The sequence below is a fragment of the Methylobacterium sp. FW102-HT35C08 genome (assembly GCF_058790235.1).
In genome coordinates, this window is record NZ_JBYTCL010000002.1 from 4,697,501 (window position 1) to 4,716,722 (window position 19,222).

General features: G+C 70.7%; 16 protein-coding genes (1 of these 16 only partly in view). 11 read left to right on the forward strand and 5 right to left on the reverse strand.

The features are described from left to right. From AC3WSN_RS22265 to metB, 5 genes are all read left to right on the forward strand, one after another. Window positions 1-1,592: the 3' portion of a putative bifunctional diguanylate cyclase/phosphodiesterase gene (locus tag AC3WSN_RS22265; RefSeq protein WP_492540912.1), read on the forward strand. Its footprint begins 136 nt before the window's first position; only the last 1,592 of its 1,728 coding nucleotides appear in the window; its start codon lies beyond the left edge, outside the window; its stop codon occupies window positions 1,590-1,592. A 25-nt stretch (window positions 1,593-1,617) separates the two neighbouring features. Continuing rightward, window positions 1,618-2,523, forward strand: coding sequence for a BLUF domain-containing protein (locus AC3WSN_RS22270; RefSeq protein WP_492540914.1), 906 nt, complete (start codon window positions 1,618-1,620; stop codon window positions 2,521-2,523). 134 nt (window positions 2,524-2,657) lie between these two features. Further along, window positions 2,658-3,770 (forward strand): catalase family peroxidase, encoded by a 1,113-nt coding sequence (locus tag AC3WSN_RS22275; RefSeq protein ID WP_492540915.1) that lies wholly within the window; start codon window positions 2,658-2,660, stop codon window positions 3,768-3,770. Next, window positions 3,767-4,330, forward strand: coding sequence for a cytochrome b (locus tag AC3WSN_RS22280; protein ID WP_492540917.1), 564 nt, complete (start codon window positions 3,767-3,769; stop codon window positions 4,328-4,330). The genes AC3WSN_RS22275 and AC3WSN_RS22280 overlap by 4 nt, the downstream gene beginning before the upstream one ends. A 77-nt stretch (window positions 4,331-4,407) precedes the next feature. Continuing rightward, window positions 4,408-5,568 carry a cystathionine gamma-synthase gene (metB, locus tag AC3WSN_RS22285; RefSeq protein WP_492540919.1) on the forward strand — a complete coding sequence of 387 codons (1,161 nt, stop codon included), beginning with the start codon at window positions 4,408-4,410 and terminating at the stop codon, window positions 5,566-5,568. Between the two features lie 10 nt (window positions 5,569-5,578). On the opposite strand, the gene AC3WSN_RS22290 is transcribed toward metB, so the two are convergent. Then, window positions 5,579-6,334, reverse strand: coding sequence for a hypothetical protein (locus tag AC3WSN_RS22290; RefSeq protein ID WP_492540921.1), 756 nt, complete (start codon window positions 6,332-6,334; stop codon window positions 5,579-5,581). A 154-nt stretch (window positions 6,335-6,488) separates the two neighbouring features. Here AC3WSN_RS22290 and AC3WSN_RS22295 point away from each other — a divergent pair, with 154 nt between their 5' ends. After that, window positions 6,489-7,577, forward strand: coding sequence for a CgeB family protein (locus AC3WSN_RS22295; RefSeq protein WP_492540923.1), 1,089 nt, complete (start codon window positions 6,489-6,491; stop codon window positions 7,575-7,577). A 1-nt stretch (window position 7,578) separates the two neighbouring features. Beyond that, window positions 7,579-8,379, forward strand: a complete 801-nt coding sequence (locus AC3WSN_RS22300) for a nucleotidyltransferase family protein (protein WP_492540925.1) — start codon at window positions 7,579-7,581, stop codon at window positions 8,377-8,379. A gap of 302 nt (window positions 8,380-8,681) precedes the next feature. Here AC3WSN_RS22300 and AC3WSN_RS22305 read toward each other — a convergent pair whose 3' ends face one another. From AC3WSN_RS22305 to AC3WSN_RS22320, 4 genes are all read right to left on the reverse strand, one after another. Continuing rightward, window positions 8,682-10,379, reverse strand: a complete 1,698-nt coding sequence (locus tag AC3WSN_RS22305) for a methyl-accepting chemotaxis protein (RefSeq protein ID WP_492540926.1) — start codon at window positions 10,377-10,379, stop codon at window positions 8,682-8,684. Window positions 10,380-10,833: 454 nt separating this feature from the next. Then, window positions 10,834-12,147: a TadE/TadG family type IV pilus assembly protein gene (locus AC3WSN_RS22310; RefSeq protein ID WP_492540928.1), complete on the reverse strand. Its 1,314-nt coding sequence runs from the start codon at window positions 12,145-12,147 to the stop codon at window positions 10,834-10,836. Beyond that, window positions 12,132-12,689, reverse strand: a complete 558-nt coding sequence (locus tag AC3WSN_RS22315) for a TadE/TadG family type IV pilus assembly protein (protein WP_373622135.1) — start codon at window positions 12,687-12,689, stop codon at window positions 12,132-12,134. Before AC3WSN_RS22315 ends, AC3WSN_RS22310 begins: the two co-directional genes overlap by 16 nt. 92 nt (window positions 12,690-12,781) lie before the next feature. Next, a complete protein-coding gene (locus AC3WSN_RS22320) occupies window positions 12,782-13,438 on the reverse strand; it encodes a TadE/TadG family type IV pilus assembly protein (protein WP_492540930.1) in 657 nt (218 codons plus the stop codon). A 180-nt stretch (window positions 13,439-13,618) separates the two neighbouring features. On the opposite strand from AC3WSN_RS22320, the gene AC3WSN_RS22325 reads away from it, so the two are divergent. From AC3WSN_RS22325 to AC3WSN_RS22340, 4 genes are all read left to right on the forward strand, one after another. Next, the gene (locus AC3WSN_RS22325) at window positions 13,619-15,103 is read left to right on the forward strand and encodes an NAD(P)-dependent oxidoreductase (RefSeq protein WP_492540932.1); all 1,485 of its coding nucleotides are present in this window, start codon (window positions 13,619-13,621) and stop codon (window positions 15,101-15,103) included. Between the two features lie 19 nt (window positions 15,104-15,122). After that, window positions 15,123-15,896, forward strand: a complete 774-nt coding sequence (locus AC3WSN_RS22330; RefSeq protein ID WP_492540934.1) for a LamB/YcsF family protein — start codon at window positions 15,123-15,125, stop codon at window positions 15,894-15,896. A 372-nt stretch (window positions 15,897-16,268) separates the two neighbouring features. After that, window positions 16,269-18,614: an Orn/Lys/Arg family decarboxylase gene (locus AC3WSN_RS22335; RefSeq protein ID WP_492540936.1), complete on the forward strand. Its 2,346-nt coding sequence runs from the start codon at window positions 16,269-16,271 to the stop codon at window positions 18,612-18,614. Then, window positions 18,614-19,192, forward strand: a complete 579-nt coding sequence (locus tag AC3WSN_RS22340; protein WP_492540938.1) for a GNAT family N-acetyltransferase — start codon at window positions 18,614-18,616, stop codon at window positions 19,190-19,192. Before AC3WSN_RS22335 ends, AC3WSN_RS22340 begins: the two co-directional genes overlap by 1 nt. Window positions 19,193-19,222 lie beyond the last annotated feature (30 nt).

Here is a 19,222-nt window from a genome sequence, read left to right on the forward strand (position 1 = left end):
ATGGCGGCGGAACGGTGATCGCCTTCAACGCCCCGGCACAGCGGCTGCTGGGCGACCTCGCGGTGACCCTGCGGGACAACGCCACCGCTCTTCCGCTGGTGCGCGCCTTGCGGGGCGGGAGCGCCCCGTCCCGGCGCGCGGATCTCGGCGCGCTCCGCCACGCGCTCGACCGGCGGCTGCCGGCCCTGTTCGAGATCGGGCGCGCCGACCACACGGTCCAGGCCGAACTCCATCCCCTTGCGGATGGCGGCTGGGTCGTGACGCTGGAGGATGTCAGCACCCGCAAGGCCACCGAGGCCCGCGCCGACGAGATGGCGCGCCTCGATCCCCTGACCGGCCTGCCGAACCGCCTGCACCTGCGCGAGCGCCTCGCCGAGGCGCTCGCGCGCTTGCAGCGGGACGGCGAGGCCTGTGCCGTGCTGCTGATCGACCTCGACCGCTTCAAGCCGGTCAACGACACGCTCGGCCACCCGATCGGCGACGCCTTGCTGGAGAAGGTCGCCGACCGCCTGCGCTCGACCGTGCGGCCCACCGACACGGTGGCGCGGATCGGCGGCGACGAGTTCGTCATCCTGCAGGCGGGTGTGCGCGACGCCGCGGGCACGCAGGCGCTCGCCCGCCGCATCGTCGACCTGATCGGCCGGACCTACATGGTCGAGGGCCACCTCCTAACGATCGGCACCAGCGTCGGCGTGGCCCTGGCTCCGGACGACGGGGTGGATGCCGACCGGCTCCTGAAGAACGCCGATCTCGCCCTCTACCGGGCCAAGCTCGACGGCCGCGGCACCTACCGGTTCTTCGAGCCCGAGATGGACGCCCGCATGCAGGCGCGGCGGAAGCTCGAGCTCGACATGCGCCAGGCGCTCGCCCGCCGCGAGTTCCAGCTGCATTATCAGCCGCAATTGCAGCTCCAGAGCGGCGCGCTCTCCGGCTGCGAGGCCCTGATCCGCTGGTACCATCCCGAGCGCGGGCTGGTCTCACCCCTCGATTTCATCCCGCTGGCCGAGGAGATCGGCCTGATCGTGCCGATCGGCGAATGGGTCATCCGCCAGGCCTGCCGGGATGCCATGACCTGGCCGGCCCACATGTCGGTGGCGGTGAACGTGTCGCCCGCGCAGTTCAAGAGCGACCGGCTCGTCGAGACCATCATCTCGGCCCTGGCCAGCTCGGGCCTGCCGGCCCGGCGCCTGGAGGTGGAGATCACCGAGGGCGTGCTGCTGCAGGAAAACGAGAAGACGCTTCAGACCCTGCACCGGCTCCGGGAGCTCGGGGTGCGCGTCTCCATGGACGATTTCGGCACCGGCTACTCGTCGCTGAGCTACCTGCGCTCCTTCCCGTTCGACAAGATCAAGATCGACCGCTCCTTCGTGAAGGACCTCACGAGCAAGCCCGACGGCGAGGCGATCATCCGGGCGATCGCGGGCCTCGGCAAGAGCCTCGGGATGACCACGGTCGCCGAGGGCGTCGAGACCTCCGAGCAGATGCAGCGCATCCGCCTGGAGGGCTGCACCGACGTCCAGGGCTACCTGATCAGCAAGCCCGTCCCCACCGAAGACCTCGCCCGGGTCTTCGCCAGCTACCCGCAGGCCTGACCCTCTTTCTCCCGGACGCAATGCCATGAGCGACCTCTACCGCCTCGTCTACGCCAGCAAGAACCTGCTCCAGGGACCGGAAGCCGAGGTGATGGCGGCCGTCCGCCAGATCCTGGACGCCTCGCAGCGGAACAACCGGGAGGTGGGCGTGACTGGCGCGCTGATGTTCAACGCGGGCGCCTTCGCGCAGGTGCTGGAGGGTCCGCGCCGGGGGGTCGAGGCCACGTTCGAGCGGATCCAGCGCGATCTCCGCCACAGCGACGTGACGGTCCTGCAATGCGGACCGGCCGAGAGCCGCGGCTTCACCAACTGGTCGATGGCCTTCGTGGGCCAGTCGTCGCACGGGCAGGCCCGGTTCAACAGCCTCGCCTCCGAGAGCGGGTTCGATCTCGCGCGTCTCGACGGTGACCAAGTCTTCGCCATGCTGCACGGCCTGGTTATGGAGGAGGAAGGGATTCCGGCCGCCGAGCTGGCCGCGCCGCCCGCCGCGCCGGCACCCGAGACGCGCGGTGCGGCCGGGCTCGACGTCGCGCAGGTGCGGGCCGAGATTGCCCAGCTCCGTCCGGATTCGGGAATGGCGGCCGCCGATATCCCGCCGGCGCCCGCCGCCGCGGAGACGCGGCCCCGGAACGAGGCGGCCCGGCCCGCCGGGGCCCGGGGGGCAACCGAGGCGGCCCTGTCGGTGCTCAAGGCGGCGCTGGCGAGCGAGCGGCAGCGCACCACCGACCTCCGGGCCGAGATCGACGCCCTTCAGGTCGCCCTGGCCGCGGCCGAGGACCGGCTCGGCGCCATGCGCGGCGCCCGCGACCTCTGGGCCGGGCGGGCTCGGCTTCTCGCCCAGGCCATGGCCCAGGAGGCCGCCGGCCTCGAGGACGGGGCCGAGGCCCAGGACAGCGCACCCGCCGCGCAGGTCGAGAGCCGCGCCGCCTGACCGGGTCGGCGGGCGCGTCCCGCAGGGCGCAACCCCCCGCCCACGCCAGCGCATGGCTCAGACCAGGCTGCGCGTGAAACCGCCGCGTCCCGCGGTCGAATAGGCCCCATCGCGGCCTGTTGCCGAGGGACTCGATGACGCTTCTGAATGACCTCACCGGGGCTCCGCCCGGGATGAGCCCGCGCACCCTGCTGCTACGCCTTGCCGCCGTCGGCGCTGTGGTCGGCACGACGGCCGGCGCCTTCGCGGTCGCGGGGGGCTGGCTCTCGCCCGGCCGCCTCACCCCGGCACGGGTCGTCGACCGCTTCGAGCAGGTGAACGGGCCGCATCCCGGTTTCCGGCGCAACCACGCCAAGGGCCTGTGCGTGGCGGGCACATTCACCGGCAACGGCGCCGGGGTGCGGCTGTCCCGGGCGGGCGTGTTCTCGGCGGGACGCGTGACGCCCGTTGAGGGGCGGGTCGCGCTGGCGGGCGGCCAGCCCTACGCGGCGGATGCCGAGGCCACCGTGCGCAGCCTCGCCCTGCGCTTCCGTCTCCCGGACGGCGAGGAATGGCGCACCGGCGTGAACACTATCCCGGTCTTCCCTGTGCGCACCCCGGAGGACTTCTACGAACAGCTCCGCGCCGCCCAGCCCGATCCCGCCACCGGCAAGCCGGACCCGGAGCGCCTGAAGGCCTTCTTCGCCGCGCATCCCGAGAGCGCCAAGGCCGCCGCGCTGATCAAGGCCCGGATGGTGACCTCGGGCTTTGCCGACAGCACCTACTGGAGCCTCAACGCCTTCCGGTTCGTGGCCGCCGACGGCAACACGCGGGCGGTGCGCTGGGCCTTCGTCCCGGACGGCACGGCAGCGGCCGAGACCGGCGCCCAGGCCGCGCAGGGCGACAAGAACTACCTGTTCGACGCGCTCGCCGCGCAGCTGCGGCAGGGCCCGCAACGCTGGCACCTCGTCGTGACGCTCGCGCAGGCGGAGGATCCGACCGCCGACGCGACCCGGCCCTGGCCCGCGGAGCGCGAGGCCGTGGACGTCGGCACCCTGACCCTCACGGAAGCGACGCCCGAGGCGGCCGGCAATTGCCGCGACATCAACTTCGATCCCCTGGTGCTGCCGGACGGCATCGCGCCGAGCGACGACCCGCTCCTGAGCGCCCGCTCGGCCGCCTACGCGCAATCCTTCACCCGCCGCGCCGGCGAGGCGAAGACGCCCAGCGCCGTCACGGACGTACCGCACCGGGGAGCCGGCCTATGACCGCCCCCGCCCGCTTCAACCGGCCGGCACGCCTGCTCCACTGGGTCATGGCGGCGCTGATCCTGGCCATGCTGCTGATCGGCGTCGCCATGGTCGCCTCGCTGGCCGACTACCACGCGCTGGTGGCGCTGCATCGGCCGCTCGGCATCCTGATCCTGCTGCTGGCCGTGCTGCGGCTGGCGAACCGCTGGCGACGCCCACCCCCGCCCCTGCCGCAGGACCTGCCGGCCTGGCAGCGTCGGGCCGCCCACGGATCGCATCTCCTGCTCTACGCCCTCATGCTGGCGATGCCGCTGGTCGGCTGGGCGATGCTGTCGGCGGGCCGCTATCCGATCGTGCTCGCCGGCCCAGTCGTGCTGCCGCCGATCCTGCCGGGGAACCCGATGCTCTACGCGGCCCTGCGGCAGTTCCACACCGTGCTGGCCTACGGCCTGTTCGGCGTGATCCTCGCCCATCTCGGGGCGGCGCTGCTGCACGGGCTGATCCGCCGGGACGGCGTCTTCGCCAGCATGGCACCCTGGCGGCCGCGCCGGGCCGACCTGCCCGCCGGGAAGGTCTGATCGGCAGGATCGTTCTCTTGAAAGCCGGATCCGTTCTCCATAAAGAACGCACCACGGATCCGGCGAGGAGAGAATCGATGTCCGAGGGATTAGCGGCCCGCACCGTCGCGGCTGCGAACGGCGTGGCCCAGGATGCAGCCTTCGGGGCCGTGATCGCGCCGATCCACCTGTCGACGACCTTCAAGTTCCCGGCCTTCGAGCAGGCCGGCCCCTACGATTACTCGCGCCTCGGCAACCCGACGCGGGACGCGCTGGCCGACACGATCGCCAAGCTCGAGGGCGGCGCCCGGGCCGTCATGGTCGCCAGCGGCATGGCGGCCCTCGACCTCGCCCTGTCGAGCCTGCGGCCGGGCGACCTGCTCGTCGCCCCGCATGATTGCTACGGCGGGACGCATCGCCTGCTCAGCTTCCGCAGCGCCCGAAGCCATTACCGGGTGGCCTTCGTCGACCAGACCGATCCGGACGCGCTCGCGGCGGCGCTGGCCGAGCGGCCGAAGGTCGTGCTCGTCGAGACGCCGAGCAACCCGCTGATGCGGGTCGTGGATATCCGCCGCATCACCGCGGACGCGAAGGCCGTGGGCGCGCTGGCAGTGGTCGACAACACCTTCCTGTCGCCGGCCCTGCAGCAGCCGATCGCCCTCGGGGCGGATCTCGTCGTCCACTCCACCACCAAGTTCCTGAACGGCCATTCCGACGTCATCGGCGGGGCGGTGATCGCCGCCGACAAGGCTGTGGGCGAGGAGCTGGCCGCCTGGGCGAACACGATCGGCGTCACCAGCTCGCCGCTGGACGCCTATCTGACCCTGCGGGGCCTGCGCACCCTGTTCGTCCGTGTGGAGCAGCAGCAGAAGAACGCCGCCGCCCTGGCCGCCTTCCTCGACGCGCATCCCGCAGTGTCCCGCGTGCATTATCCGGGTCTGCCCACGCATCCGGGACACGCCCTGGCCAAGGCCCAGCAGGCGGGCTTCGGCGCCATGCTGAGCTTCGAGCTGGCGGGCGGGCGCGACGCGGTGAAAAGCTTCGTCGAGGCGCTCCGGGTGTTCACGCTGGCCGAGTCGCTGGGCGGCGTCGAGAGCTTGGTCGCCCATCCGCCGACTATGACGCATGCCGCGATGGATCCGGAAGCGCGGACGATCGCCGGCATCACCGACGGTCTGCTGCGCCTGTCGGTGGGGCTGGAGGCCGAGGCCGACCTCCTAGCCGACCTGTCGCGGGCCTTGGAGGCCGTAGGCGGCTGAGCCTGTCGGCTCACGCCTCCTCGATCACCTCGAAGCCGGACTCGTCCTCGACCACGCGAAACCGGGACAGTCGCAGCGTCTGGGAGCGCTCGACCGCCTCGTCGCGGCACTTGTCGACGTGGACCGCCCGGTTCACGACCTGGAGGTTCGGCGTGCCCCAATAGGCGAGCAGCTCCGGCCAGGGCCGGGTGCGGTGCTCGCGCCAGACCCGGTAGAGCGGCAGGGCGTGGTCGACCTCGGCACTGCGCAGCAGCCGCTTGCCGGAAGTCGCGCAGCGGTGACGCTGGCGGAGCTTCAGCACCCGCACCTGCGCATGCGGGGCGATCCAGAACTTCCACGCGGCGACACAGGCCGCGTGCCAGGCCGCGTTGGCGTTCGGCTGGCCGCGACTCCACAGGTCTCGGTGCCAGCCGAACTTGTAGACCGGCTGGCCGCAGATGCAGCAGGCGCCCCGCCCCCGGGCGAAGGCCGGATCGCGGTAGGGCGCGGGTGGCATTCGGAAGCTGCCCGCGCGGCCCTCCGCGCCGAGCTGCCACGTCCAGCCATCGGGCGTCCCCGACCGGACCGCCAGGGCGCGCGCAAGCCGGTCGGCCCGCAGGATGTGGGCGCGCCAGTAGCTCTCGACGGCGAGCCGCGGCGTTGGCGGGATCAGGGGCCGCGCCAGGGCGTGCTGCAGGACCGGCGCGGGAAAGACCGCCGGCAGGGCCCGCTCCAGCCGCGCCCGGGCCTTCTCGTTCCGAAGATCGCGCCAGCTCGATGTCGTCATGCTGTGACGTTGCTAGCCCGCCGCGCCCGGACCGGCGAGGACGCCGGAGCCACAGGGCCGGGCTCTCGTGCCGGCGACCGAACCAGAGCCGTTCCGTGAGGTTCTCCCTTCGGCCTTCACATGCGGGCTGGGGCCGGATGGAACAGGAGCGCGGGTGAAGATCGTCGTCTTCGGTCTGACCGTGAGCTCGTCCTGGGGCAACGGTCACGCCACCCTCTGGCGGGGACTGTGCCGGGCCATGGCCCGGCGCGGCCACCGGGTCGTGTTCTTCGAGCGCGACGTTCCGTACTACCGCGAACACCGCGATCTGACGGCGCTGCCGGGTGGCGACCTCGTGCTGTACGAAGCGTTCTCCGAGATCCGCGACCGCGCCGTGCGGGAGGTCGCCGAGGCCGATGCGGCCCTGGTCACGTCCTATTGCCCGGATGCAAGCGCCGCTACCGAGATCGTGCTGGCGGCGCCCCGAGCCCGGCGCGTTTTCTACGATCTCGACACCCCCGTGACCCTGGCACGCCTGCGGGCCGGCGAGACGGTGGACTATGTCGGGCCCGGCGGTCTGGCGGGGTTCGACCTCGTCCTCAGCTACACGGGTGGGGCGGCGCTCGACGCCCTGCGCGACGATCTCGGCGCCCGGTGCGCGCGGCCGCTCTACGGGCATGTCGACCCGGAGGTCCATCGCCCGGCGGCGCCGCAGCCGCAGTACCGCGCCGATCTCTCCTATCTCGGCACCTATGCGGCAGACCGGCAGGCGGCTCTGACCGAACTCTTCGTGGAACCGGCGCGGCAGCGCCCGGAGCAGCGCTTCCTGATCGGCGGCGCGCAATACCCGGCGGATTTCCCCTGGACGGAGAACATCCACTTCGTCCGCCACCTGCCGCCGGGGGAGCACCCGGCCTTCTTCTCAGCCTCGCGCCTCACCCTCAACGTCACCCGTGCCGCGATGGCCGCCATGGGCTGGTGCCCCTCCGGGCGCCTGTTCGAGGCGAGCGCCTGCGGCACCGCGCTGATCAGCGATGCCTGGGCAGGTCTCGACACCTTCTTCCGGCCCGGCGAGGAGATCCTGATCGCCCACGACCGGGCCGACGTGCTGGCGGCGCTCGACCGAAGCGAGGCCGAGATCCGCCGCATCGCCGAGGCGGGCCGGGCCCGCACCCTGGCGGACCACACCGCGGAGCGGCGCCTCGACGATTTCGAGCGCGCGCTGGCGGAACGCGATTGTCCCGAACCCGCGGAGTGCACCTGACATGTGGGGGATCGTACCGGCGGCCGGGCGGGGGAGCCGGATCCAACCCCTCGCCTTCTCGAAGGAGCTGCTCCCGGTGGGCAGTCGCCTGCGCGACGGGGTCGAGCGGCCCTGCGCGGTCAGCGAGCACTTGGTCGAGCGGATGATCCGCGGTGGCGCGCGCAAGATCTGCTTCGTGATCTCCCCGGGCAAGTCGGACATCGTCGAGTATTTCGGCGCCGGCTACGGCAAGACCCCGATCGCCTACGTGGTGCAGCCGCGGCCGAGCGGCCTGTGCGACGCGATCTTCTCCGCCCTGCCGCTGATCGCCCCGGACGAGCCGGTGATCGTCGGCCTGCCGGACACGATCTGGCTGCCTCAGGACGCGCTGATCCAGCTGCCCGACGATACCCTGTCGTTCCTGCTCTTCCCGGTCGAGCGGCCGGAGAATTTCGACGCGGTGGTGACGGACCGGAGCGGCGCGGTGCGCGAGATCCAGGTCAAGCAGCCGGACGCCGCCACCAACTGGATCTGGGGCGCGTTCAAGATGCCGGGCCGCGTGCTGATCGAGCTGCACGCGCTCTGGCGCGCCCGGCTCTGTGCCGACGAGTATATCGGCACCCTGGTCAACGCCTATCTGGCGGCGGGCGGCCGGGCGCTGGGCGTGCGCGCGGGCTCGGCCTATGTCGATGTCGGGACGCTGGACGGTTATCGCGCGGCCATGACGCTCCTGACCGGCCCGGACGAGGCCGCCGCGGAGGCGCGGCTGACCCTGGGCACGCCGGCCGCGCAGGCGCCCGCCGCTCTGAGACCCGCGGGGTGAGCGCGGCGGTTTTTGGTTAATGTTTCATGTGAAACATTTTGGTGTGCGGTCGGGCCACCGTTCCGGCCTTCGCGGCGCGGTCCCGATGCCCTGCGCGTCTTGAGCAGGACGCGGACCCGCGACAAGGTTCCGATGCCGTCGTTCCGTTTGGGTTTCCAACCGGCGTTTTGAACGCCTTGCTGCGTACGAAGCGAAACGACCTAGGGAAGCGCGAGGCCGGTGAGCCTGGCGCTGCCCTGGATTACGTCGCTCCGCTCGCAGAGACGCGGGCCACCATTACCGGGTGGGCGCGGTGTGATCCCTCAGGCGGCCCGCACCGTGGCGAGGAAGCGCGTGACCTCCGCCCCGAGGTGCTCGGACTGGCGCGAGAGCTCGGACGCCGCCGACAGCACCTGACTGGCGGCCGCCCCCGTCTCCTCCGAGGCCTGGGCCACGCCAACGATGTTGCTCGTCACCTCTCCGGCGCCCATCGCTGCCTGGCTGACGTTCCGGACGATCTCCTGCGTCGCCGCCCCCTGCTGCTCCACCGCCGCCGCGATGCTGGTGGCGACCGCGTCGATCTCGCGGATCTGACTGGTGATGCCGCCGATGGCCGAAACTGCCTGGTGCGTGACACCCTGAACCTCGCCGATCTGCCGGGCGATCTCCTCGGTGGCCTTGCCGGTCTGCCCGGCGAGCGCCTTCACCTCGGAGGCGACGACGGCGAAGCCCCGGCCGGCCGCGCCGGCCCGCGCCGCCTCGATCGTGGCGTTCAGCGCCAGCAGATTGGTCTGCCCCGCAATGCCCGAGATCATCCCGACCATGTCGCCGATCCGGGCGGAAGTCTGGCTGAGTGCTTGGACGAGGGCGGCCGTCTGATCCGCCGCCAGAACCGCCTGCTGCGCCAGGCGCGCCGAGCCGCTGACCTGCCGGCCAATCTCCTGAACGGAGCTCCCCAATTCCTCGGCGGCGGCCGCCACGGTGTTGACGTTCGAGGCCGCCTCTTCCGCCGCCGCCGCCACGGTGGTCGACTGGGTCGCCGTCTCGGTCGCGGTGGCGGTCATGGTGCTGGCCGTCGCCTGCAGCTCGGTGGCCGACGACGACACGGTGCCGACGATGCCACCCACCGCGCGCTCGAAGCCGTCGGCCAGCTCGTCCATCGTGCGCCGCCGCTCGGCCGCGGCCGCAGCGTCGGCGCGGCGCTTGATCTCCGCCTCCTCGGCGGCCTTGCGGGCGACCATCGCCTTGATGCCCTCGACCGCCCGGCCGACCGCGCCGATCTCGTCGCCGCGCACGGCCTCCTTGATCTCCGAGTCGATCTCGCCCTGCGCCATGCGCTGCAGCACGGCGACCAGATTGGCGAGGGGCCGGGTGACGCCCTGGATGACGATCGCGCCGAGCAGGCCGAACGCGATCAGCAGGCCGATTGCCGCGCCCAGCGTCAGGGTCCGGCGCGCGGCCTCGGCGGTCTCCCCCGCCTTGGCCTTCGCAGCCTCCAGATCCCGGATATTGGCCTCGACCCGCTTGGTCACCGCCTCGACGATCTTCATCCGCGCCGGACGGACCTCGGTGTTCGACACGGTCGCGGCGGCGTCGTTCTGGTTCTTGAGCCCGAGGGCGACGGAGCGCTCGGCCACGGCGAAAAAGTCGAGCAGGCCCGCCTTGATGCCCGCGTTGGTCGTCCGGCGCGTCTCGGCGTCGGCCATCGCGATGAGCCGATCGATCGCCGTCACGGCCCGTTCCTTGGCGGCCTTGAAGTGCTCGAGATGGTCCGCCATCACGACGGCATCCGTCTCGATGATGACGTTCTTCTCGCGAATGATCGCCTCGTCCACGGCGGTCTCAAGGCGCAGCGCAATGATCGCGCGCATCGCCTGAACGTCGACGATCTCGCGCGTATTATCCTCCAGAGCGTTGAGATTTGCGCGCGCAATGAGCACGACGCTTCCGGCAACAATTGCCAATATCAACGCCGGTATTGCGAGCTTTACGATGATCCTGAGGTTGCGGAATAAAGACATGATTCCAGCCCCCGCCGGGGGTTGCAGCAACAACCCGCAGCCTCGTTAAGTGACATCTGAAACTTGATGTGCGTCAATTAATGAATTGCGAATTCATACCCCTCACCGGAAACAAATGCGCAATATAGTGGCATTTCCGGCTCCACGCACGGCGCGGTTCCTTAATCCGCCCGCCGATGCCATGATCACCGAAATGTGTGCGTGACCCGTCGCGGCCTCTCAGGGCGGCAGAAGCGAGCGGGAGAGTGAAGGCGCGGAGCGGATCAACGGCTGAATGATCGCGGGCGGTGCTCGCGGCGAGCCGTGCCCGCATTGGTCACGGCTGAACCGCATGCGGCAAGGCTCGGGTTCGCCGCAATGCGCGGCCGCCTGGGTGGCAACGCGCCGACCCTCATGAGCGAACGTCCACTTCCGGACGGCACGACACGTCGCGGGTGACCGCGACCGACCGGCCTCAATTGGTGATGCGCACCGAAGCCAGGGCCGCGCTGAACAGCTGCTGCATCGCCTTATTGATGTCGCCGTCGGTCGAGACCTGGAAATACAGGCCGTCGGTCGCGCAGCTCTGCAGTAGGGGACCGATCTTGTTTTCGAAAGGCTTCACGTTGTCGTTGTAAAAGCCGTTGTCATACAGCGGCAGGTATTGCGTGTAGATGATACCGATCCGGATGTTGTTGTTCTTCATCGCCTGGCAGGTCGAGGGGCTGATCGGGCTGATGAACCGGTTGTTGTTGATCTTGAAGCCGGAACTCGCATTGCTCATCGCGCCGTCGATGGGCGTGTCCTGGACACCGTCGGTGACGAAGAACAGAAACCGGATCGGGGTGGCGGTGGTCACGCCGTCGCCGCTCGCCGGGATCACGCTGGTCATCTTCGCCATCGCCCGCTCGTAGGCGGTCTGGCTGTCACGCTGATCCGGGTAGGAATACGCCAGATCGATCCCGGCGGACGCGCTGCTGACCTGATCCAGCGACGGAGTCAGCTGGATCAGCCGGGTCTGGAAGTCGCTGAAGGTCCACATCTCCATCCGGAACTGCTGCGTCAGGCTCATGCTCGACTTGGCGGAGGTCACCAGGTTTGCGACGGCGTCGCGCAGCACCTGGATCCGGAGCTTGATGTTGTTCCTCTTGGCGATGTTGTAGTTGTCGTTGGTGTTCTCGGTGCCGTTGCTGTTGAGAAGGTGGCAGGCGAAGGCGCAGTTGCCGGCGACGCGCTTCATGTTGGTGATGTCGGCGGCGGTGGCGGCGAGCCCCATCGACGGCGAGTTGTCCAGGAGCAGGTAGAAGTCGATGTATTGCGCGACGTTGCGCACGCTGGCCGACTGGCCGGCGATTTTCATCGTCACGACGTTCATCATGCTGCCGAGGGTCGTCCGCACGGTGGCGGTGTAGGCGGCGGTCAGGCCGACCTGCGTGGCGCCCGGCGCCGGGGTCAGGACGAACGAGGTGATCGTCACGCCCGGGACCTTCGCGGCATCCGCCAGGAACTGCGTGCGGGCGTTGGTGAGCATGACGTCGGTGAGCGTGTTGGTTTTCTGGGTGATCACCCCCAGGACGGCGGCGTCGACCGCGACATCGAGCTGGGTCTTGGCAGCGTTGCGCCGGCCGAGGTCGATGGCCGCCCCGGAGGCGAACAGCATCGGGATGGCCATGACGGCGAAGAGGATCGCCACCTGGCCGCTCCGCGCCCGCCCGAAGCCGGCTTCGGACTCGGGCCGGCGCGCCAGGGCGGCAAGCCAGGCCGAGAGTCGGATCAGAAGTTCGGGCACTTCGCGCCTCCCGGCATGATCACCTCGCCCTTGTCGAGGCGCTGGGCCCACGAGATTTGCCGGCTGAACACCAGTCCCCGCCCGCCGAAGATCGAGCGGAACAGGGTCGAGCCGATGACCGGCGTGTAGGCGAGGGAGACCTCGGCCAGGATGTACCGGGCGCCGTCGTACTGGAAGGTCGCGGGTGTCGCCGGCAATCCGTTGCTGCCGTTGAGGGTGAGGACGGGGCGGGCGTTCTGCGGATAGCTGGAGCAGACGCCGCCGAGCAGGTTCCCGGAGACGTTCTCGACGCCCATGGCGTGGATGGCGACCTGCAGGTCCGTCGTCGGGTAGGGCCGCATGATCGCGCCGGACGCGTTCAGGATCGCGGCCATGTCGCTCACCGTCGGGCTGCCGTTGGTGGCGCGCCCGGACAGGTCGGCGATGGTGCGCGCGTAGAGCGTGGCCTTGCGGCTGGTGTCGACGGCGCGCACGAGCTCGGTCATGCCGAAGTAGAGTGCGACGAGCACCGGCAGGACGAGCGCGAACTCGATGGCCGCCACCCCGCGTGCGTCATCCCGAAACCGCATCGGCCGCCCGGCGAGGCTTGGCGGGACAGGGGTTGGCAGGACAGGGCCAGGCAAGACAGGCCCGGTCACGAGCTGGATGGGCAGGCGTTGGTCGAGGTGAACGGCTCGACCTGGAAGACGGCGGCGGCCTGGAGGACGCGGCGCCCATTGGGCAGCGTGGCCTTGGCCGCGCCGAGCAGCGGGAAGAAGACCGGCATGTCGACCGCCGCCTGGACGACGACGACGTCGCTCGCCCGCGCGCAGGTGTACGACGCGAAGCCCGCATTCCAGTCCGAGACCCCGGTGTTCGGATTGATCGCCGTCGCCTGGACGGGCGCGGCCGCGCTGAAGCTCGTGGCCTTCGTGATGCTGATGCGCACGTTGGCGCAGGGGAAGAGCGTGACCCGCGGCTTGCCGCCGGGGGAGCACATGGCGGTGCGGAAGTTGTTCAGCAGCGTCGTGGAATTGGTGACGCCGGCATTGTTCGCCTGGAACTGGCCCGTGTAGATCTGGCGGCCGGCATCGGTCACCGCCTGCTGCAGGATCTCCTGCGCGAAATAGGTGATGCCGGCCTCCAAGGTGGCTCCGACCAGCGCCAGGAACGGCAACGCCACGAGCGCGAACTCGACCGCCGAGGCGCCGTCCCGGCTGCGGGAAAAGGCCAGCAGGAGGGGAGGCCCCAGGGGGCGAGGTCCCGGAAGGCGATCCGCCCCGGTCGTCTCCGCAGGCGTCGCACGGCTCATGATGGCTGCCGTCTTGAGACCGATCCACATCGCTGGTGTGTTGCGCGGCTGTCCGGGATTCCCGGCCAGGCATGCCCCTGCCGCCACGCAACGATGGCGGCCAGACCTTGCCAATTCATTGTCAGTGGGGCTGGAATCCTGCGGCTGATCCAACAGATCGGCACGCCAGTCTCCGACCGCGTGGCGAGCGACTGCTTCATCCAGATCCCGGGCGCGGCTTGGCGCATCCCGGCCGCCGCCCTGTCGGCGGCGACCGAAGCCAGCCCGGGCCTGCGCCGCCTGCTCCTGCACTACGTGCAGACCGAGCTCGTGCAGGCGCGGCACACGGCCTACGTCAACGCGACCTTCACGCTCGGGCCCCGCCTCGCGCGCTGGCTGCTGATGTGCCACGACCGCGTGGACGGGGACGACCTGCCGCTCAAGCACGAGTTCCTGTCGGTGATGCTCGGCGTGCAGCGCTCGGGCGTCACGCTGGCGCTGCAGAACCTGGAGGGCGGCGGCATCCGCGGCCGGCGGGGCCGCGTCCAGATCCTGGACCGGGAGCCGCTCAGGCAGGTGGCGTCTCCGCCCGCGCGGGCGGGGACCAATGGGTCCGCCCGTTGTCAGGACGGCGCGCTGCGCCTAGACGATCCCCGCGCCGGACTTGCGTTCCGCCACCGCTTTCCCATCAGGGGCTGCCCTTCCGTGATCACCGGTCCGTGCCTCATCGTCCAGCCGATCCACGCGGCGGGCCTCGACCGGCTGCGCGCGGCCGGGCTGGAGCCGCGCCCGGCCAGCGGCACCGACACCGAGACCCTGGCGCGCGAGGTCGCCGGCTGCGTCGCCGTCATCACCCGCAACACCGGCTTCCCGGCCGGCGCCATCGGGGCGGCGCCGGACCTGCGGGTGATCGGCGTCCACGGGACCGGCACCGACCACGTCGCCAAGGCGGCGGCGACTGAGGCCGGGATCGTGGTGGTCAACACGCCGGGCGCCAACGCCGTCTCGGTGGCCGAGCAGACGCTGGCGCTGATCTTCGCCCTGGCCAAGGCCCTGCCCGGCGCCGACCGCTCGGTCCGGGCCGGCGACGACAGCTTCAAGTTCACCACCCGCCTCGTCGAGCTCGCCGGCCTGACGCTTGGTCTCGTCGGCTTCGGGGCGATCGGGCAGGCGACCGCGCGGCTCGGCGCCGCCCTCGGCCTGCGGGTGCTGGCCTACGGGCCGAGCCGCCCCGACGCCGATTTCGCCAATGCCGGCGCGCTGCGGGCCGCCTCGGTCGACGCGCTCCTCGCTGAGGCCGACATCGTCTCGCTGCACGTGCCGCTGACCCCGGAGACACGCGGCCTGATCGGCCGGGCGCAGCTCGCCCGGATGAAGCGGGACGCGTTCCTGATCAACACCAGCCGCGGCGGCCTGATCGACGAGGCGGCCCTGATCGAGGCGCTGGAGGCCGGCACGATCGCGGGCGCCGGGCTCGACGTGTTCGCGCAGGAGCCCCTGCCCGCCGACCATCCCCTCGGCCGCCAGGCGCGGGCGATCCTGACGCCCCATGTCGGCGGCTCCACCGAGGCGGCGCTGATCCGCACCGCCGAGACCGCGGCGGGCCGGGTGGTCGACGTCCTCGCCGGTCGGCGGCCCGGCGGGCTGGTCAACCCGGATGTCTGGCCGCACCGACGCGCCCTGTGACACTCCCGGGAGCCCCGCGATGATCGTCGACCTGAACTGCGACATGGGCGAGGGCTTCGGCGTCTACCGCCTGGGCGACGATGCCGAGATGCTGACCATCGCCACCTCGGCCAACATCGCCTGCGGCTTCCACGCCGGCGACCCGCTCGTCATGCACGAGACCCTGCGGCTCGCCGCCGCGAACGGCGTCCAGGCCGGCGCGCATCCGGGCTTCCTCGATCTCTGGGGCTTCGGCCGGCGCCCGATTCACGGCGAGCGGCCGGCAGATATCGAGAAGGCCGTGCTCTACCAAGTCGGTGCCCTGCTGGCGCTGGCGCAGGATGCGGGCTGCCCGGTGCGGCACGTGAAGACCCACGGGGCGCTCGGCAACATTGCCAACGAGGACGCGGATCTCGCGCTGTCGGTGGCCCGGGCGATCCGGACGCTGGACCGCGACCTGATCTTCGTAGTGATGCCCGGCCTGGAGACCGAGCGCGCCGGCGAGCGGCTCGGCCTGCCTCTGGTCCGCGAGGTCTACGCCGACCGGGCCTACGCGGATAACGGCAACCTCGTCTCGCGCAAGTTGCCCGGGGCGGTGCTGCACGCGCCCGACGCGGTGGCCGAGCGGGTCGTGCGGATGCTCGGCGACGGGGCGATCACCTGCGCGTCCGGCGCGCGGATCCCGACCCGGATCGACAGCGTCTGCGTCCACGGCGACACGCCGGGCGCCGTGGCAATGGCCGCGCGGCTGCGCGACGCGCTCGCCACGCAAGGCATCGCGCTCAGGCCCATGGCCGCGGTGATCGGCGCCTGAGGGGAAGCGGTCGCGTCCTCCGGAGCCCCGCGACCGAAGCCGCATCACCACCGTCATCCCGGGGCCGTGCAGCGGAGCCCGGGATCCAGATCCGCCGACGCATCAAGCATCTGCACCGATGGTGGTTCTGGATTGCCCGCCTCCGGCGTGCACCTCCGGGTCCGGGCTCGCCTGCGGCGCCCCGGAACGACGGCGAGGACTATCACCCCGGGACATCACGCGCGTAGCTGCGTTGCCGCGCCGAAGCCGGCCGAGGCGCACCCCGATCACGACCTTTCGTTCCGGGTCGGCCACCACCACGGTCGCGTGTCATGCAATCGTCGCAGACGGGCCGGAAAGCCACGCGCTGCATCCGAGGCCAGAGAGGGCTCCATGGACTTCCACCGCCGCTTCACGGTCCTGATGTGCGCCCCGGCCTTCGATCCAGACGATCTCGAGGGCGCGCGCCTCAACCAGATCGTGGCGGCCGTGGAGCAGCGCGGCTTCGAGGTGGTGCGCGCCCGGCGCGTCGAGGACGCGGCCATCGCGGTCCAGACCGACGCGGCGGTCGGCTGCCTCGTGGTCGACTGGGGCAAGCGCGGCCTCGACGGCAAGGCCGCCGCCCTCATCGACATGATGCGCCGGCGCGGCCTGGAGATGCCGATCGTCATCATGGTTCGCCGCAAGCGGCTGGAGGACATCCCGGTCGAGCTCCTCGACTTCATCGACGGCTACATCTTCCTCGCCGAGGAGACGCCGGAATTCATCGCCCGCGGCCTCGTCAGCCGGGTTACGCAATACGCCGAGACCCTCAAGACGCCGTTCTTCGGCGCGCTCGTCGACTACGCCGAGAAGGGCAACCAGCTCTGGACCTGCCCAGGCCACAACGGCGGCATCTTCTATAACCGGTCCCCCATCGGCCGGATCTTCGTGGAGCATCTGGGCGAGGCGATCTTCCGCGACGATCTCGACAACTCGGTCCTCGACCTCGGCGACCTGCTGACCCACGAGGGCCCGGCGCTGAAGGCCCAGAAGGAGGCCGCCAAGATCTTCGGGGCGGAGAAGACCTACTTCGTCCTCAACGGCACCTCGGCCTCCAACAAGATCGTCCTGTCCTCCCTGGTGGCGGAGGACGACCTCGTCCTGTTCGACCGCAACAACCACAAGGCGGCCCACCACGGCGCCCTGTTCCTGGGCGGCGGCATCCCGATCTTTTTGGAAACGGATCGGAATGCGTACGGCCTGATCGGACCGATCTTCCACGAGGCCCTGGATGAGACCCGGATCCGCGAAAAAATCCGCCGCAACCCGCTGGTGACCGATCCGGAGGCGTGGCGCCGGGAGCGGCCGTTCCGCGTCGCGGTGATCGAGCAATGCACCTACGACGGCACGATCTACGACGCCCAGGAGATCCTGGAGAAGATCGGCCACCTGTGCGACTACATCCTGTTCGACGAGGCCTGGGCGGGCTTCATGAAGTTCCACCCGCTCTACGCCCGCCGCTTCGCCATGGGGCTGACCGGGCTCGACGAGACCTCGCCCGGCATCGTCGCCACGCAGTCGACCCACAAGCAGCTCGCGAGCTTCAGCCAGGCCTCGCAGATCCACACTCGGGACGGGCACATCCGCGGCCAGACCCGGCGGGTCGAGCACAAGAGGCTCAACGAGAGCTTCCTGGTCCACGCCTCCACGTCACCCTTCTACCCCCTGTTCGCCTCCCTCGACGTCGGCGCCCAGATGATGAAGGGGCGCTCGGGCATGATCCTGTGGGACGACACGATCCGGCTCGGGATCGAGTGGCGCAAGAAGGTCCGGGCGATCCGCCGCGAGTTCGAGGAGAACGAGCGCGATCCGGCCCGGCGCTGGTTCTTCGACCCTTTCGTGCCGGACGTGACGGTGAACGCCGACGGCGCCGAGGTGCCGTGGGAGAGCGTGCCGACCGACGAGCTCGCCGCCACGCCGCGCCACTGGGAGCTGAAGCCGGGGGCGCGCTGGCACGGCTTCAGCCACGTGTCGCCGGGCTACGCCATCACCGACCCGAACAAGCTCACCGTGCTGACCCCCGGCTTCGACCGGCACACGGGGGCCTATGCCCAGCACGGCGTGCCGGCGCCGATCGTGGCCCAGTACCTGCGTGAGAACCGGATCGTCGCCGAGAAGAACGACCTGAACTCGCTGCTCTTCCTGCTGACCCCGGGGGTCGAATCCTCCAAGGCCGGCACGCTGATCTCGGGCCTCGTCGCCTTCAAGCGGCTCCACGACGACAACGTCGCGCTGGAGGAGGCCATGCCGGAATTCGTCAACCGCCGGCCGAACCGCTACCGCGGCGTGCGCCTGCGCGACCTCTGCAACGAGCTCCACGCCTTCCACCGGGAGGCTGGCACCTCGACGCTGCAGCGGCGGCAATTCGCCCCCGAGCACCTGCCCGAGATGGTGACGCCGCCGAAGAGAGCCGCCCAGCTGCTGACCCGCAACAAGGTCGACTACGTGCCGATCGCCGAGGCCGAGGGGCGGATCGCCACCACGCTGATGCTGGTCTATCCCCCGGGCATCGGCACGGTTCTGCCGGGCGAGCGGCTCGACGAGCGGGCCAAGCCCATGCTCGACTATTTCAAGATGTTCGAGGCCTCCGCCAACCTGTTCCCGGGCTTCGAGGCCGAGATCCAGGGCGTCTACCGCGAGGTCGACCCGGACGGGCGGATCCGCTTCCACACCTACGTGGCGCGGGAGGGCGCCTGATGGAGATCGAGGTCGAGACGCCCGGCCTAATCCCGGCCCGCGCCTGCCCCGACATCGTCATCCGCGCCTCCTCGGACGCCGATGTCGAGGCGATGGTGGCGATCTACGAGCACCACATCAGCCGGGGCGTCAGCGATGTCGGCGTCGCCGAGGAGGACCGGCTGCTCCCCGACGACCTGAAGCGGCGGCGCAAGACCATGCGCAAGAAGCGCCTGCCGCACCTCGTGGCCGAGCGGGACGGCGCGGTGGCGGGCTACGCCTACGCGGTGCCGTTCCGGAAGCGGCCGGCCTACCGCTACACGCTCAAGCACTCGATCTACGTGCATCCCGACCACCTCCATGCCGGGATCGGCCGGCGGCTGCTGCCGGCCCTGATCGAGGCCTGCGCAGCGGGCGGCTACCGCCAGATGATCGGCTACATCGACGCCGAGAACGCGGCCTCCCTGCGGCTCCACGAAGCCTGCGGGTTCGAGCGGGTCGGCTACCTGCGGGCGGTGGGCTTCAAGTACGGCCACTGGTCGGACAGCGTCATGGTCCAGCGGGCGCTGGGGACCGGGTCGGAGGACCGGCCGGGGTAGCGGCGCATCAGGACGGGTCCGGGCGTCTGT

Coding starts and splice junctions, on each gene's coding strand:
- AC3WSN_RS22270 (WP_492540914.1), top strand. CDS start 1,618: ATGAGCGACCTCTACCGCCTCGTCTACGCCAGCAAGAACCTGCTCCAG.
- AC3WSN_RS22275 (WP_492540915.1), top strand. CDS start 2,658: ATGACGCTTCTGAATGACCTCACCGGGGCTCCGCCCGGGATGAGCCCG.
- AC3WSN_RS22280 (WP_492540917.1), top strand. CDS start 3,767: ATGACCGCCCCCGCCCGCTTCAACCGGCCGGCACGCCTGCTCCACTGG.
- metB (WP_492540919.1), top strand. CDS start 4,408: ATGTCCGAGGGATTAGCGGCCCGCACCGTCGCGGCTGCGAACGGCGTG.
- AC3WSN_RS22290 (WP_492540921.1), bottom strand. CDS start 6,334: ATGACGACATCGAGCTGGCGCGATCTTCGGAACGAGAAGGCCCGGGCG.
- AC3WSN_RS22300 (WP_492540925.1), top strand. CDS start 7,579: ATGTGGGGGATCGTACCGGCGGCCGGGCGGGGGAGCCGGATCCAACCC.
- AC3WSN_RS22305 (WP_492540926.1), bottom strand. CDS start 10,379: ATGTCTTTATTCCGCAACCTCAGGATCATCGTAAAGCTCGCAATACCG.
- AC3WSN_RS22320 (WP_492540930.1), bottom strand. CDS start 13,438: ATGAGCCGTGCGACGCCTGCGGAGACGACCGGGGCGGATCGCCTTCCG.
- AC3WSN_RS22330 (WP_492540934.1), top strand. CDS start 15,123: ATGATCGTCGACCTGAACTGCGACATGGGCGAGGGCTTCGGCGTCTAC.
- AC3WSN_RS22335 (WP_492540936.1), top strand. CDS start 16,269: ATGGACTTCCACCGCCGCTTCACGGTCCTGATGTGCGCCCCGGCCTTC.
- AC3WSN_RS22340 (WP_492540938.1), top strand. CDS start 18,614: ATGGAGATCGAGGTCGAGACGCCCGGCCTAATCCCGGCCCGCGCCTGC.